Origin of the sequence: Paenibacillus antarcticus (assembly GCF_001637225.1) — a bacterium.
Taxonomy (GTDB): Bacteria; Bacillota; Bacilli; order Paenibacillales; family Paenibacillaceae; genus Paenibacillus_AQ; species Paenibacillus_AQ antarcticus.
Genome location: NZ_LVJI01000018.1, coordinates 240,240 through 255,087 on the forward strand (window position 1 = coordinate 240,240; position 14,848 = coordinate 255,087).

13 protein-coding genes are annotated in these 14,848 nt (G+C 42.0%); 1 reads left to right on the top strand and 12 read right to left on the bottom strand.

Features of this window, described 5'->3' with window-relative positions; translation table 11 throughout:
- Nucleotides 1-38: 38 nt before the first annotated feature.
- The 6 genes from hslV to sucC form a co-directional block, all read right to left on the bottom strand.
- A complete protein-coding gene (hslV, locus tag PBAT_RS14365; RefSeq protein ID WP_068650643.1) occupies nt 39-581 on the bottom strand; it encodes an ATP-dependent protease subunit HslV in 543 nt (180 codons plus the stop codon).
- A gap of 45 nt (nt 582-626) precedes the next feature.
- Nucleotides 627-1,967 (bottom strand): FADH(2)-oxidizing methylenetetrahydrofolate--tRNA-(uracil(54)-C(5))-methyltransferase TrmFO, encoded by a 1,341-nt coding sequence (gene trmFO / locus PBAT_RS14370; protein ID WP_420848778.1) that lies wholly within the window; start codon nt 1,965-1,967, stop codon nt 627-629.
- A gap of 16 nt (nt 1,968-1,983) precedes the next feature.
- Complete coding sequence (gene topA / locus PBAT_RS14375; protein WP_068650645.1) at nt 1,984-4,083, bottom strand: type I DNA topoisomerase; 2,100 nt, start codon at nt 4,081-4,083, stop codon at nt 1,984-1,986.
- A 51-nt stretch (nt 4,084-4,134) separates the two neighbouring features.
- Nucleotides 4,135-5,256, bottom strand: a complete 1,122-nt coding sequence (dprA, locus tag PBAT_RS14380; protein ID WP_068650646.1) for a DNA-processing protein DprA — start codon at nt 5,254-5,256, stop codon at nt 4,135-4,137.
- A gap of 151 nt (nt 5,257-5,407) precedes the next feature.
- On the bottom strand, nt 5,408-6,337 hold the full coding sequence (sucD, locus tag PBAT_RS14385) for a succinate--CoA ligase subunit alpha (protein WP_068650647.1): 930 nt from the start codon (nt 6,335-6,337) through the stop codon (nt 5,408-5,410).
- 34 nt (nt 6,338-6,371) lie between these two features.
- Nucleotides 6,372-7,532, bottom strand: a complete 1,161-nt coding sequence (gene sucC, locus PBAT_RS14390; protein WP_068650648.1) for an ADP-forming succinate--CoA ligase subunit beta — start codon at nt 7,530-7,532, stop codon at nt 6,372-6,374.
- A gap of 454 nt (nt 7,533-7,986) precedes the next feature.
- On the opposite strand from sucC, the gene PBAT_RS14395 reads away from it, so the two are divergent.
- Entirely contained in the window at nt 7,987-9,594 is a 1,608-nt protein-coding gene (locus PBAT_RS14395; protein WP_068650649.1) for a YifB family Mg chelatase-like AAA ATPase, read from the top strand.
- 581 nt (nt 9,595-10,175) lie between these two features.
- Here the strand turns inward: PBAT_RS14395 and PBAT_RS14400 are convergent.
- From PBAT_RS14400 to PBAT_RS14425, 6 genes are all read right to left on the bottom strand, one after another.
- A complete protein-coding gene (locus PBAT_RS14400; protein WP_068650650.1) occupies nt 10,176-10,694 on the bottom strand; it encodes a YcxB family protein in 519 nt (172 codons plus the stop codon).
- Nucleotides 10,695-10,732: 38 nt separating this feature from the next.
- Nucleotides 10,733-10,930, bottom strand: coding sequence for a hypothetical protein (locus PBAT_RS14405; RefSeq protein ID WP_068650651.1), 198 nt, complete (start codon nt 10,928-10,930; stop codon nt 10,733-10,735).
- 419 nt (nt 10,931-11,349) lie between these two features.
- Nucleotides 11,350-11,823: a general stress protein gene (locus PBAT_RS14410; protein ID WP_068650652.1), complete on the bottom strand. Its 474-nt coding sequence runs from the start codon at nt 11,821-11,823 to the stop codon at nt 11,350-11,352.
- Nucleotides 11,824-12,022: 199 nt separating this feature from the next.
- A complete protein-coding gene (locus PBAT_RS14415) occupies nt 12,023-12,424 on the bottom strand; it encodes a YraN family protein (protein WP_068650653.1) in 402 nt (133 codons plus the stop codon).
- Nucleotides 12,424-12,729 (bottom strand): EscU/YscU/HrcU family type III secretion system export apparatus switch protein, encoded by a 306-nt coding sequence (locus PBAT_RS14420; RefSeq protein ID WP_068650654.1) that lies wholly within the window; start codon nt 12,727-12,729, stop codon nt 12,424-12,426. Before PBAT_RS14420 ends, PBAT_RS14415 begins: the two co-directional genes overlap by 1 nt.
- Nucleotides 12,726-14,837 carry a hypothetical protein gene (locus tag PBAT_RS14425; protein ID WP_068650655.1) on the bottom strand — a complete coding sequence of 704 codons (2,112 nt, stop codon included), beginning with the start codon at nt 14,835-14,837 and terminating at the stop codon, nt 12,726-12,728. The genes PBAT_RS14420 and PBAT_RS14425 overlap by 4 nt, the downstream gene beginning before the upstream one ends.
- Between the last annotated feature and the right edge of the window lie 11 nt (nt 14,838-14,848).

The window sequence follows — 14,848 nt, forward strand, 5'->3', positions numbered from 1 at the left end:
GGTTTCCTCCACCCTCTTGGGTATTCTCACTCATAATCTTACAATTCTTCCACCACAATATTTCCATTGGTATATACACATATCTCAGAAGCAATTTGAAGTGCCTCTCTTGCGATCTCTTTAGCCTCAAGCTCCGGTGCATGCCTTTTGAGTGCTCTACCCGCTGCTAATGCAAAATTACCACCTGAACCAATCGCAATCACATCATCATCCGGCTCAATTATCTCGCCGCCACCCGATATTAGTAACATGCCATCTTTGTTCATGACAATCATTAGAGCTTCCAATTTGCGAAGGATGCGGTCTTGCCGCCAGTCTTTTGCCAATTCTACAGCTGCACGTTGAAGATTCCCATGATGTTCCTCAAGTTTACCCTCAAACTTCTCAAATAATGTAATCGCATCAGCCACTGAACCCGCAAATCCAGCAATGACCTGTCCACGATAAAGACGACGTACTTTTTTGGCTGTCGTCTTCATAATGACGCTCTCGCCAAAGGTAACTTGACCATCTCCTGCTATGGCTGAATTACCATTATGTCGAACTGCACAGATCGTTGTCGCATGAAATGTTAGATCCATCTCTATGGCCTCCTAAACTTTTAATTGAACCAAAGATACATAAGTTTACTCTGTACCGTCTACTAGTCCATTCTGTTCCTTGAAGGTTCGGATACTCTCAAGTGCTCTTTCTGCTAGCACTTGATTCTTTTCTTGCTTATTACGCATTCTTTTCTCTAGACTAGGCAACAATCCGAAATTTGCATTCATCGGTTGAAAATGGTCTGGATCCGCATTCGTAATATAATGTGACATACTTCCTAGTGTACTTAGTTCTGGGAATACCAGGCACTCTTCACCTAGTGCCATTCTAGCCGCGTTAATGCCCGCTATAAGACCAGAAGCCGCAGATTCGACATAACCTTCCACTCCTGTCATCTGGCCCGCAAAGAAGAGCTTCTCATTGCTTTTCAGTTGATATGTAGGCTGTAGGAGTCTTGGTGAATTAATGAATGTATTACGATGCATCACACCATAACGAACAATCTCTGCATTCGCAAGTCCTGGAATCATGCCAAACACACGCTTCTGTTCGCCCCATTTAAGGTGAGTCTGAAATCCAACCAAATTGTAGAGTGTGCCCGCTGCATTATCCTGACGTAATTGAACGACTGCAAACGGAAGTTCACCTGTGTGTGGATTCACCAATCCCACGGGTTTCATTGGGCCAAACAGAGCCGTCTGCTTACCACGCTTCATCATCACTTCAATCGGCATACAACCTTCGAAGTAAATTTCTTTCTCAAATTCTTTAAGCTCAGCAACCTCAGCTGTGATAAGTGCATCATAGAATGCATTAAACTCTTCTTCATTCATAGGACAGTTTAAATATGCGGCTTCACCCTTATCATAACGAGACGCCAAATATACTTTATCCATATCAATAGAATCTTTTTCTACAATAGGTGCCGCAGCATCATAGAAGTAGAAATACTCTTCACCCATTAATTCACGGATCTGTGCAGATAATGCAGGTGATGTTAGAGGACCTGTCGCCATAACAACAATCTCTGATTCAGGTATATGTGTAAATTCTTCATTAATGACTTCTATTAATGGATGATTGTGAAGTGTATTCGTTATTTCACCTGAGAAACCATCACGATCAACCGCTAAAGCCCCACCAGCAGGTACTGCATTTCTGTCTGCTGCTCCAAGCACAAGAGAATTCAACATTCTCATTTCTTCTTTCAACACACCTACTGCGTTAGTTAAACCATTGGCACGTAAGGAGTTGCTACATACTAATTCAGCAAATTTATCCGTATGGTGTGCCGGTGTCTTCACAACTGGACGCATTTCATATAATCTTACTGGAACGCCACGACTTGCAATCTGCCAAGCCGCCTCACTTCCCGCTAGTCCTGCTCCAATGACCGTTACTCTTTGTATATCTGTCAACTTCATTACCTCCTGCAATTGTTCATTCTGCGTTATCATCGTTGTCTTCAACCAATTCAACATGGTCACACGCTGTACATTGTAATTTATTCCCTTGTTTATTCCGTTTCTCTACCATCATAGCATCACACTTCGGACAAGGCTTCAATGATGGACGATCCCATGACACAAAATCACATTCCGGGTAGCGATCACACCCAAAGAAGATACGTCCTTTCTTGCTACGTCTTTCTACCACATGACCTTCCTTACAAGCAGGACAACTCACGCCTATATCTTTAATAATAGGTTTCGTATTTCTACAATCAGGAAATCCAGAGCAAGCTAAGAACTTACCGAATCTACCTAATTTGTATACGAGGTGTTTACCGCATTTTTCACAGATTTCATCGGATACTTCATCTTCAATCTCAATTTCCTTCATCTCTTCCTCAGCGACGGTTAGACGCTTTTCAAAAGATTCATAAAATTGTGCAAGCACTTTCACCCAATCTTCTGAGCCTTCACCTACGTGATCCAGATCTTCTTCCATATGTGCTGTGAATTCCACATCTAGAATTTCTGGGAAAAACTGTTCCATTTGCTCAATAACTAATTCACCCAACTCAGTTGGCATGAACTTTTTCTCTTCCATAGCAATATAGCCACGTTTTTGTATCGTCTCAAGTGTCGGTGCATATGTACTTGGGCGACCTATGCCGAGTTCCTCAAGCGTTTTCACAAGACGTGCTTCGGTATAGCGTGGTGGTGGTTGCGTAAAGTGTTGTTTAGGTTCTATTTCTGTATTCACTAACTTATTTCCCGCTTCAAGAGCAGGTAAGAACTTATCATCATCCGTAGTTCCGTCGTCATTACCTTCTACATATACCTTCATAAATCCAGGAAACCTCACCTTAGAACCAACGGCTCTAAACGTCGCCGTATTCACAGTAATATCGACAGAGAGTGTATCCAATATGGCGGATGCCATCTGACTTGCAACAGCACGCTCCCAGACTAATTTGTAAAGTCTTAGTTGATCGCGACTTAAGAAATCCTTAACACTTTCAGGTTCACGTAGGACTGATGTTGGACGAACGGCCTCATGCGCCTCTTGTGCATTTGCTGATTTCTTAGAGAATTGACGAGGAGTCTCTGGTACAAAAGCTTCACCAAATTTATTCCCGATAAATTCTTTGATTTCTTCGGCTGCAGAAGCCGCAATTCGTGTGGAATCCGTACGCATATATGTGATAAGACCCACGGTACCTTCTTTACCTAGTTCAACGCCTTCATAGAGTTGCTGAGCAACTGACATCGTCTTGGCTGCACGGAAATTGAGTTTTCTTGCTGCCTCTTGCTGCAAAGAGCTCGTCGTAAAAGGAGCCGATGGATGACGCTGACGCTCTTTCTCTTTGACCTCACTAACTGTATAAGAAGCTCCCTCAATCTCTTTCAAGACCTCTTGGACATCCTCTTCGCGAGACAACACTTTCTTCTCACCATGAAGACGATGAAATTTCGCTTCGAACGTCGTATCACCCTTAGCCAACTGTGCTGTGATACTCCAATATTCTTCAGGAACAAAGCTATCAATCTCATTTTCGCGGTCCATAATAATCTTAACGGCGACAGATTGAACACGTCCTGCGGACAATCCTTTTTTGACTTTCTTCCATAATAGTGGGCTAATTTTGTACCCTACTAAACGATCCAGAATTCTACGTGCTTGTTGTGCATTCACCAGATCCATATTAATTTTACGTGGTGTTTTAAAAGCATCCTTCACAGCTTGCTTCGTAATCTCATTAAACACTACGCGACAATTCTGTGTCAGATCAACATCAAGAGCATGTGCCAAATGCCAAGCAATGGCTTCTCCTTCGCGATCCGGATCGGCTGCGAGATAAACATATTTCACTTTTTTTCGAGCATCTTTCAATTCTTTCAATATAGATCCTTTTCCGCGAATCGTGATGTATTTAGGATTGAAATCATTCTCAACCTCAACGCCAATCTGACTTTTAGGCAAATCCCGTACATGACCCATAGATGCTTTAACAATATATTTACTTCCTAAATATTTGCCTATCGTCTTCGCCTTAGCAGGCGACTCTACGATGACTAGTGAATCTGCTGCCATGGATTCATCTCCTCTCCAACAATCAAACCATCAATCTGTCAAACAACCATATTATATGATCTTATATATAGCACCAGCTAATTGGGTAATTTGCTTTTTTATGATTAAAGATAACAGAACTGAATGCAAATGTCCAAAATCCCAATGGCTTAGTAACAGCAACTGATCTAGTGAAAAAGGACCCTGCTCGAGTATATGGTATAGTTCAACCTCATCAGTTGTCAAATCTTCAAATAATGAATTTTGCATTTTGCCCCCTACTTTACTTCCTCCTTTAGTCTTTTCTTTGCTTATTTCAAGCAGACGAGATTGATACTCTTCCATTATATCTCTACCACAGGTTACCATCTTTGCTCCTTGCTTAATCAGTTCGAGTGCACCCTTACTCTTAGGCGAAGTTATCGGCCCAGGAACAGCATATACATCTCGCCCTGCTTCCATGGCTGCATCTGCTGTAATGAGCGATCCACTTCGAACATCTGCCTCAACAACCAATGTACCTACACACAATCCTGCAATAATCCGATTCCGTTGAGGAAAGAGACCCGGATGTGATGGGGTGCCTAGTGGGTATTCCGTCACAACTAAACCACTTTTAGTAATTTTCTCAAATAAAGAACGATTTTCTACAGGGTAAATAACGTCCATTCCCGTTCCCATCACTGCAATCGTATTCCCACCACAAGCGAGTGACGCTTCATGACATACACTGTCTATCCCTTTTGCCATACCACTCACAATGGTTATACCAGCTTGACACAATTCATCTGCTAGCACTGAACCTACTTTACGTCCATATGCGGTTGGAATACGTGTACCTACCATAGCTACACAAAGCGTCTTTAGTAGATCGCGTTGACCGAGACAGTATAACACCCATGGTGGCTGATGTATTTCTTTCAATAAATCAGGATATTCGTCATCCCATATCGTAATCGCTTCTATGCCACGTATAGCAAGCTGTTCCTTGCGTTTCTCCATCCGTTCCTTCGACAATTGCCTTACGACAGATTCCGCCCTATCTCGCGTTAAACCAACATTCTCCCAATCATCATAACTATAATTAAACATTTGATACGAAATAGCACCATGTTTCAATACACGATCAATACTTTTCCAACCGATTCCATCCAATTCATGTAATGCGACAAGCATCCATCTTTCTTCATTCATTCTCATACCTACCTCCTTAAATGGTTCGAGAGACCCGCTCCCGCAATGAATTAAACTAAACAAAAGAATAACGCAAAAAAAGCAACCTTCCATTCCACAATTGGGAATAAAAGGTTGCTTACCTTGTACGCTTATTATACCTAAAGAAATATTACTGTGTCATACATTTCTCTAGCATACCGCGTTCCTCTAGAACACTAACTAAAGTAGATCCCATTTCTGATGGTGTAGGAGCGACCTTGATGCCACACTCTTCGAGCTTAGCAATCTTCTCAGCCGCAGTTCCCTTACCTCCAGATATGATTGCACCTGCGTGTCCCATACGTTTTCCTGGAGGTGCTGTTACACCACCAATAAACCCAACTACAGGTTTCGTCATGTTCTCACGAATCCACTCTGCAGCTTCTTCTTCCGCCGTTCCACCGATCTCACCAATCATGATCACAGCGTAGGTATTAGGATCTTCATTAAAAAGATTCAAAATATCAATGAATTCAGATCCTTTAACTGGATCTCCCCCGATTCCTACAGCGGATGATTGACCAATTCCACGGGTCGTCAGTTGATGGACCGCTTCATAAGTCAAAGTTCCACTTCTAGAAACGACACCCACGTGTCCCGCGCGATGAATGTACCCAGGCATAATTCCAATTTTGCATTCTCCTGGTGTAATAACACCTGGACAGTTAGGTCCGATTAGAACCGTCTTCTTACCTTCCAGATAACGAGAAACCTTGATCATATCCAGTACAGGTATTCCTTCAGTAATACAAATGACTAGATCTAGTTCCGCATCTACTGCTTCCATGATGGAGTCAGCTGCGAAAGCAGGTGGAACATAAATCACACTTGCTGTTGCTCCAGTGGATTGTTTCGCATCTACAACGGTATTAAATACCGGTAAGCTAACCGTCTCACCGTTCTCCAATGTAATATCTACATTCGTACCACCCTTGCCTGGAGTTACGCCGCCCACCATTTGGGTTCCATAATCCAATGCGCCTTTGGTGTGAAATAGACCTGTCGCACCCGTAATACCTTGGGTAATGACTTTTGTATGTTTATCGACTAAAATGCTCACGATTACTTCACATCCCCTATCGATTTAAAGGTAATTATTTTACTAGCGCGACAATTTTTTGTGCACCATCAGCCATTGAATCCGCAGATACGATGTTAAGTCCTGACTCTGCTAAAATTTGCTTGCCAAGTTCAACATTTGTTCCTTCTAGACGTACAACCAGTGGACGAGTTAATCCAAGCTGTTTAGCAGCTTCTACAACACCATTAGCAATAACGTCACAGCGCATAATTCCACCAAATATATTAATGAATATTCCTTTTACTTGCTCATCAGATAAAATGATTTTGAATGCTTCCGTAACTTTCTCAGTTGTAGCACCGCCCCCAACGTCTAGGAAGTTAGCGGGTTCTCCACCGTAATACTTGATGATATCCATCGTTGCCATAGCAAGACCAGCACCATTAACCATACAGCCAATGTTACCATCTAATGAAATATAACTAAGATCATATTTCGAAGCTTCGATTTCCTTCAAGTCTTCTTCATCTAAATCGCGAAGTTCAAGAATGTCTTTATGTCGGAATAAAGCGTTAGAATCGAAATTAAGTTTAGCATCTAGTGCCATAACGTCACCAGAACCTGTAATGACAAGCGGATTAATTTCAGCAATTGAACAGTCTTTATCAACAAAAGCAGTATATAATGCCATCATAAACTTGGCAGCTTTGTTAACTAGCTCGTTCGGAATATTAATTGCATATGCCAATTTACGAGCTTGGAACATTTGCAATCCTACTGCCGGATCAACCACTTCTTTAAAGATCTTCTCTGGTGTTACAGCAGCAACTTCTTCAATCTCAGTGCCGCCTTCCTCAGACGCCATGATAACAATACGTCCGGTATCACGGTCAACAACAGCACCTACGTAATACTCTTTTCGAATATCACAGCCTTCTTCGATCAAGAGACGTTTAACCTCTTTACCCGCCGGACCAGTCTGATGAGTCACTAATACTTTACCAAGAATTTCTTCAGCATAAGCACGTACTTCATCTAAACTTTTAGCTACTTTAACACCGCCAGCTTTCCCGCGGCCTCCAGCATGAATTTGGGCTTTAACGACCGTTACCGGGCTTCCCAAAGATTTGGCAGCTTCTACCGCTTCTTCCACGGTGTAGGCAACTTTTCCGTTAGGAACGGAAACACCATACTGTTTTAAAACTTGCTTACCTTGATATTCATGGATATTCATTAACGGATCCTCCTATCAACATGACTGCAACAAGTCGAGACTCCCAAGTAGAATTGGCAGTAGTCTCATTAATGAAAGAGACATTGCACTTTTCTGCGAGAAATATAGGTTATGTATACTATTAAATGTATACCTCTTATATTTAAATTGGAAATAAATATAAACCCAACTCATTGTATCATGTTTTTAAAACGCTTTCCTTATTATACTCACTTGTAATAGACACTCTTTTGATATCGATTTCATCCCTTATTGCGAACAATTGGTAAAATAAGTAAATTAATATGAATTCATATACACCTATTTTGTTGATCAACCTATCAGATTGACAAATACTCCTATTCCAACTAAGCTTTAACTAATCATTTCATACGCAAAAAAAGGAAGCACCTTTTTCTAATGCGGTATACGGACTACAACGTATCCATTATATAGAATAGAGGTGTTTTTATTTATGTATGGTAAAATGTATAGCGCTTGTTTATATGGCATTGATGGCGTAATCATCCAAGTCGAAGTAGATATATCTAATGGTCTACCACAGACTTCTATAATTGGTCTTCCCGACTCTGCCATCCGTGAAGCCGTTGAAAGAGTTCGAGCATCCATTAAGAACTGTGGATTTCGATTTCCTATGCAGAGAGTTACGATTAACTTAGCCCCAGCCGACCTTCGAAAGGAAGGTTCAGCGTTCGACCTAGCCATCGCACTCGGTATTCTAGTGACTAGTGGCCAGATTATTCTTCCTTCAGATATCCGCCTACTTATGATTGGTGAGCTTGCATTAGATGGCACTTTGAGACCCGTGTCCGGTGTTCTCTCCATGGTAGATCGTGCGAAGCAAGAAGGCTTCAATGCCGTTCTATTACCTGAGGAGAATGCTGCCGAAGCAGATCTAATCAAAGATATGAAAGTTTTTAGTCTTGGACACCTAAGAGAATTATTGTATCCCGATGGCATTCTACCTAAGTCTGTGAGAAAGGAAACAGATCCTCCTGTCATTCTTGATTCATTGGATTATCTCCAGAAGCCATATCCCTCTGTGACTACCTCATCAGCTTCCCAAATCTACACAGCCAGTTATGAAGATTATAGTGATGTGTTAGGTCAACAACACGTCAAACGAGCACTAACCATCGCTGCAGCTGGTATGCATAATATTATGCTTATCGGTCCACCTGGTACAGGTAAAACCATGTTAATCAAACGTCTACCCACCATTCTACCTGCTTTAACTGAACAAGAATCTCTCGAGACGACCAAAATATTCAGCGCGGCTGGCAAACTAAAAGAACCATCCACAGGACTACTAAGACAACGACCCTTCCGCTCACCACACCATACGATTTCAGCCGGAGGACTTATTGGCGGGGGCACGATTCCTAAACCAGGAGAAGTAAGTCTTGCTCACCGTGGAATATTATTTCTCGATGAACTCCCTGAGTTCTCTCGCAATGTCCTCGAAGTCTTACGACAACCTCTAGAAGACCGTGCTGTAACCATTAGTCGCGCACGTGCAGTTCATACATTTCCAGCACACTTCATGTTATGTGCATCCATGAATCCTTGTCCTTGTGGCTATCTTGGAAGCCATCATCCTGAGCACCGTTGTACTTGTAGCAGTTCACGTATTGCCCACTACCGAGCCAAAATTTCCGGTCCTTTATTAGATCGAATCGATCTTCAAGTGGATGTCCCTCGTCCAAAAGAGTGGACAAAAGAGACCTTTAGCTTATCTTCACAAGAAATGAGAGAGCGTGTGATGCAAGCTCACAGCATACAAATGCGACGTTACCGTCACTTACCCTTCTCCTACAATAGTGAATTAGCGGGAAGACATCTTCGTAACTTCGCTGCTCTTTCATCTGATACGGCTACGATGCTACAAGAAACGCTAGAGGCACTGGGTCTTAGTATGAGAGCCTATGACCGCATTCTAAAATTAGCGAGGACGATTGCTGATCTCGATGCCAAAGATAAGATTGCGTCTTCACATGTCGCGGAAGCCATTCAGTATCGAAATTTGGATCGGCAGCAGAATCAGGGGGAGGATGAGATGTGATAAATTGCAAGTGTACCATTCTATAGTACTCATTATTAATGTAATGGCACTGGTTCCATTGTCTTTCATAATTATTTATCTACTTCCTTTTTAGTAGAAACACGAACATGCACAAGACTTAGATCCAACCGATTTGGGCATCTGATTCATTTTATTTAATTTTTCACCGCCAGTTAGGGAATCTCTCGACATCACCATTTTTTTGATTTCTCCGATATTTTCAATTTGCATTTCAATCCAATCAAACAGAAGTTCATCAATTTCTGTTTGATTAATATCACATTCTTTGTCAGAGTAACTTTATTTCACTTTGATATATTCTACATCTTTCTTACTTATATATTGTCATGATGTTTCTTTAATAAAATAAGAACTACACTACACCTATAATGGTAGCGGTAGATGATGGTAATGAGTGATCCTTATAGAACGAAAAAAAGGGCTACTTATCTTCTGTCCTCAGTTTGCATCACATTACTTAACATTCTTAATATTCGATGTATTATGATCCCATTCCATGATTACTCACTTTGGTAGTATTAATTGTGTCCACATCCATTTCTAATGTTTTATTGGCCAAATCAGGTTCTAAATTGAACCTTTTTCGAATCTAAATTCAAACTAATCAGATACTTTAAAGTCAACCTTTCTTTTGCTGATGAAATTGAAGACTTGGGCATTACAAATGATTTGTTACTTGATATGAATACCAGATAAAGATTTTTTGTTTCACTGACTTTTTTCACATCTGCCCACTTGATATTTCCATTGCTAGATTCCGATTCAAAACGAAGGCCTAATTCATTAATTGTATACGTGTACTCTTGCTGCGCTAGGTTATCGCTTTGAAACGTCTTCTTTGAGTGACTCTTAATTCTAAATTTAATTAAAAACCAGATAATAATACTCCCTATAAAATCAATAATTAGCATCGTTGCAATATTATTGCTTTTCTCTTGTTCGGTCAGAAATAAAATCACAAACATTCCTACAAAAAATAACACAGTTAAATATATTCTTCTATTTTTGCTAAAAGAGTTATTATATTCAATTACATTTTCTAATTTGAGTTTTGTTTTAAATGTTAGTTCACTAACCAATTAATTTCCCCCTAAGTGTTGATTATTCAAACTATAATTTATTGAGAAACTCCATTTACAGCATACTTCTTCATCTCGTCTAATCCATGTTTAATCTTTTCTAATATCTCTGTTTGTCTTTTATCAAATTCTTCTGTACTCAATACACCTTTTTCGTCTAACAATGTAACCATCGCCATATAACTGGCATCAGAAGTTGCGAGATGATTTGCAAGGACTTTAATTCTACTGTCCAAATCTTTAAATATCTCAGATGTGACACGATTAATAGCCTCAGCAAACTCAGCTCTATTTGCTAAATTCTTTGAATGTCTTGGATAAAAAACATGATTAATATTACAAGAAATGTGAAACTAATTGCAGATGGTAATGTCTCAACAAATGAAGTACCTTTTTTTACGGCTATAATGAATGAAGACATAGTTGCAAAGCTTACTATAGCTAATATTATAAAGTAGACTAACATTATAGCAACACCTTCGTTTCATTTTTGTTATTAACACATAATGATTCATTCTGAGTATTTTGCAGAGAAGGAATCGCTCTGTCATAGACAGACTCAACATTTATACCTACACTTGGATTTTTAGAAAGTATGACCGACGTTAAAAGTTCCAATTACAGTAAACTTCTGCGCGCCTTAGTTACTACAACTCTATTCCAAGGTTATAGATTGATTAGATAATAAAATCTCGTTCACTTTATCAACTTGCTCTGTCTCACTTACAATTAGCATGAGAATATGGCCTTCGAGCAATAATTCTTCATATTTCTGAGCATCTTCTTCTGGAATTCCACTCCCTACAAGTCCAACTACCAAATCATCCGTGTCAGAACCAATAGCTGCCCCCGCAAATTTGCGAGCTGCCGGACCTGAAGCGGCGACTTCTACAGGGATAACATCCAATTCTGATACCAACCCTTTCACATAACCAAAAATACCTGAATTTCCATCCCCACCTTCCGGCTTCTTCACACCACTATCCTTGCTAATACTTTCCAGATCTCTAATATCTATTGAGAGAACAGATATTTCTTTTTTCTCATGTAATCCTTCTTTTTTAAGATCCTCTACAGCCATTGAGGCATCCTGTTGGGTTGTAAATATACCAATACTTAATTTAGTCATATGTATCACTCCTAACTTTACTGCCTTATTACCCCTTCTCAATTTGGTATAAACGAATGCGTGAAAAAGAGCTGAACATCATGAGCTCTTATTCTTTAATTGCATAAAGAAGAGTTCTTGATGTTCAGCTCATCATCCACTTTTGGTTCAAAAAGAATTACCACAAATTTATTTGTATTAGCATGTATGAATATGACGGCTAAAATGCTTCCACGATGTGATCCAAACTTGATACAGGCATGTCAGTATTCAGAAGTACAGCAATAACATCAAAACGTAACCTCGTTGTTTCTAAATCGATCTGTTTATACAATAGATAGACCTCAGCCGTTTTGCGTACTTGAATCATTTTATGAGTATTTACGGACTCTGCCGGTGTGCCATACCTCGTGCTACCACTACGGCTACGCACCTCAACAAAGACTAAATAATCCTCTTTGCGAGCTACAATATCTAATTCTCCACTGCGGCAGCGCCAATTGCGATCTATAATTTCATATCCTTGATCTACTAAGTAAACGGTAGCTTGTTCTTCTGCCAATGCACCTTTTTGCTTACGGGTGTCCTTCTTACAGGTGTCCTTCTTACGCGGTTCTTCCATCAGCTAGGCCTTCTTTCTTTGGCTAGCCCATCTGTACGATAGATATATGAAAGCACTTCAGCCACAAGCTGATAAAGTTCAGCAGGAATCTGTTGATCTAGATCCAATTGAGATAGTACCTCCACTAAAGCTGCGTCTTCTTGGACAGGAATACCATTTTCTTTCGCTTTCGCAAGAATGGTCTCTGCCAGTCTACCACTTCCTTTAGCTACTACGATTGGCGCTTCGGTCTCCCCTGGCGTATATTTCAAGGCGACAGCCTTTTTCATAGAAAGAGCTGCTTCATCTTTCGTCTTATCACTCATATCCGCATATCCACTCCTTTATAGGTAGGAGGAGTATATTCTGAGGTTACACTGCCCTGTTTGCCATCCACTTCAGCGACATTAGGTATGGGTAGTGGTTCCGCCTTGAGACTTAACAGCTGATACCCAATTGAATGAATCGCTAGTGAGATTTCGTCACGACGATCTTCAATGAGGGATGTCATCCATTCATGATCATTATGAATTTTCAGACTGACGATTTTGTCGACGACTTGTACATCTACAAGTGTTGATCCTAGATGTTTCATATCTAGATCGAACCATAGACGGCAGTTAGATGCATCGAGTTCCCCTTTTTTCCCCCGACGAGCCTGAATGTGAACAGATGCAGTCTCTTGACCAACCTGACCATTTAAGGGAATAAACATCGTGACTTGAGCAAATGGCGCAGTACGATCTGTATTTAGTAAAAGTTGTTGTCCTGTCATCTGTTGGACAAGTTGCTGTGCAGCTTCCCTAAGCGCGGGAGGCAGATCCGTCCTATCTAACATTTCAAGAAGAATTCCTTTTAGAGAATCATGCGCAGGCATATCTGTACTATTGCCATTCCCACCCACTATAGGTAAGGTGGTAGCTACCTGAAGTATTGTATCCGATGTACCTTTGACAACATGTGCAAAAGATGCTCCTTGCGTGGACTGAGCAGCTTGCTCCTGAGTAGTCAAAGGCGCATTAGCAGTTGGTTTCGTACCCTGAGGCTGATTTGTTGGCTCGTCAATGCTTGATAGAGGCGCAGCATTACCTACGGCCGAAGCCGCCTGCGGTTGCGGCACTGGCACAGCTGCAGCCGTGTTACCTAGCGGCACGTTCCCTGCCGCGGCTGTACCCTGCGGTGCTTGTTGCGCTTGCGGCGTTGCACCGCCGCGCACGGCCTGTTGCTCGTGCTCCGCACCGAGCAACTTCAACATGCGCCCTACCCAAGGTTCTTCACCTTGGGAAGGCGCAAGCTGTTGCGAAGCACCTGCGGGTGCTTCGCCCAGAGGTACCGCCGTCTGCGTAGCCGGCGGCACCATGGCTGCTGTCCCTCCGGGTGCAGCAGCCGTTGCACTTGCCGGCGGTGTTACGACGCCGGCTAAAGAAGCCACTGGCACAGCTACGCCAGTGGTATTGCCGCTGCCACTTGGCGAAGCCGTGGCGGGTAGAACTACGGCCATCGCGCTCTGCGACGGCTGATTAGGCAGCTGCGTACTATGCAGCTGCTGAAGCACGCCTTGCAGCTTCGCTAGAAGCGGCTGAAGGGGTGAAGGTCCGCCGCTTGAAGCTGCAGTTCCAGATGCAATCCCCAGCGGTATAGCACCCTTCCCAACCGTTTCATTTGACACCATCCCTGTCAATGCCTGCGTACCTTGAGATCCTTGTTGAACTTGCGCTCCTACCAAATTCCCTGTTTTACCAACCGTGTCTTGCGTGCCGGTTGCTCCTGACACTTGCGTTGTTCCTGCACCTACTTGCGAATCTACCATTCCTTTTGATGGTAATAATTCTCCTTCTTGCTTAGCTAACAAGGTAAGCTGCTCGCTAAGTCCGGATAACAATTGATGTAATGGAGGCCCGAAGACAGCTTGTTGTAAACCTCTTACACTCTCACCGGTCATAGGTAACCCACGCTGAAATGCGATTGCAGCAGACTGAAGCCATTGCTCGGGCGGAACACCCGCAGGCTTCTCCATCAGAATCGCTTTAAATATCGTAGCATTCTCCTTCGTTAACGGCACACCACTGGCCTGTAGTGTTTGAATCATTTCACGGTTCACTTTCGTATCTGTCAAACCTACTGCGCTTAACACCTCGCCCATAGATTTGGCAGTTAACGACGTATATGGAGATTCACTTAGAGGTTTTAGTACCATCATGCCACTATCATCTGGAGGTTGCACTTGCATCATAGTAGCTTGTCCCTGTTGTAGAGGTGTCTCTAATTTAGCATGCACTTTGACGCCCTGAATCTGGATTTCAGCTTCTTGACCATCGTCAGAGACACTAAGAACTACGCCACGTACCACCTGACCCGTCTTGACATCTAATTGCTTAACATCCCCAGCTTTGCTGTCACCCAGCAAACCACGGATTAATGATCCGATGTTCACAGTTCTTCCTC

Coding starts and splice junctions, on each gene's coding strand:
- hslV (WP_068650643.1), bottom strand. CDS start 581: ATGGATCTAACATTTCATGCGACAACGATCTGTGCAGTTCGACATAAT.
- dprA (WP_068650646.1), bottom strand. CDS start 5,256: ATGAATGAAGAAAGATGGATGCTTGTCGCATTACATGAATTGGATGGA.
- PBAT_RS14395 (WP_068650649.1), top strand. CDS start 7,987: ATGTATGGTAAAATGTATAGCGCTTGTTTATATGGCATTGATGGCGTA.
- trmFO (WP_420848778.1), bottom strand. CDS start 1,967: ATGAAGTTGACAGATATACAAAGAGTAACGGTCATTGGAGCAGGACTA.
- PBAT_RS14420 (WP_068650654.1), bottom strand. CDS start 12,729: ATGAGTGATAAGACGAAAGATGAAGCAGCTCTTTCTATGAAAAAGGCT.
- PBAT_RS14415 (WP_068650653.1), bottom strand. CDS start 12,424: ATGGAAGAACCGCGTAAGAAGGACACCTGTAAGAAGGACACCCGTAAG.
- sucC (WP_068650648.1), bottom strand. CDS start 7,532: ATGAATATCCATGAATATCAAGGTAAGCAAGTTTTAAAACAGTATGGT.
- topA (WP_068650645.1), bottom strand. CDS start 4,083: ATGGCAGCAGATTCACTAGTCATCGTAGAGTCGCCTGCTAAGGCGAAG.
- PBAT_RS14410 (WP_068650652.1), bottom strand. CDS start 11,823: ATGACTAAATTAAGTATTGGTATATTTACAACCCAACAGGATGCCTCA.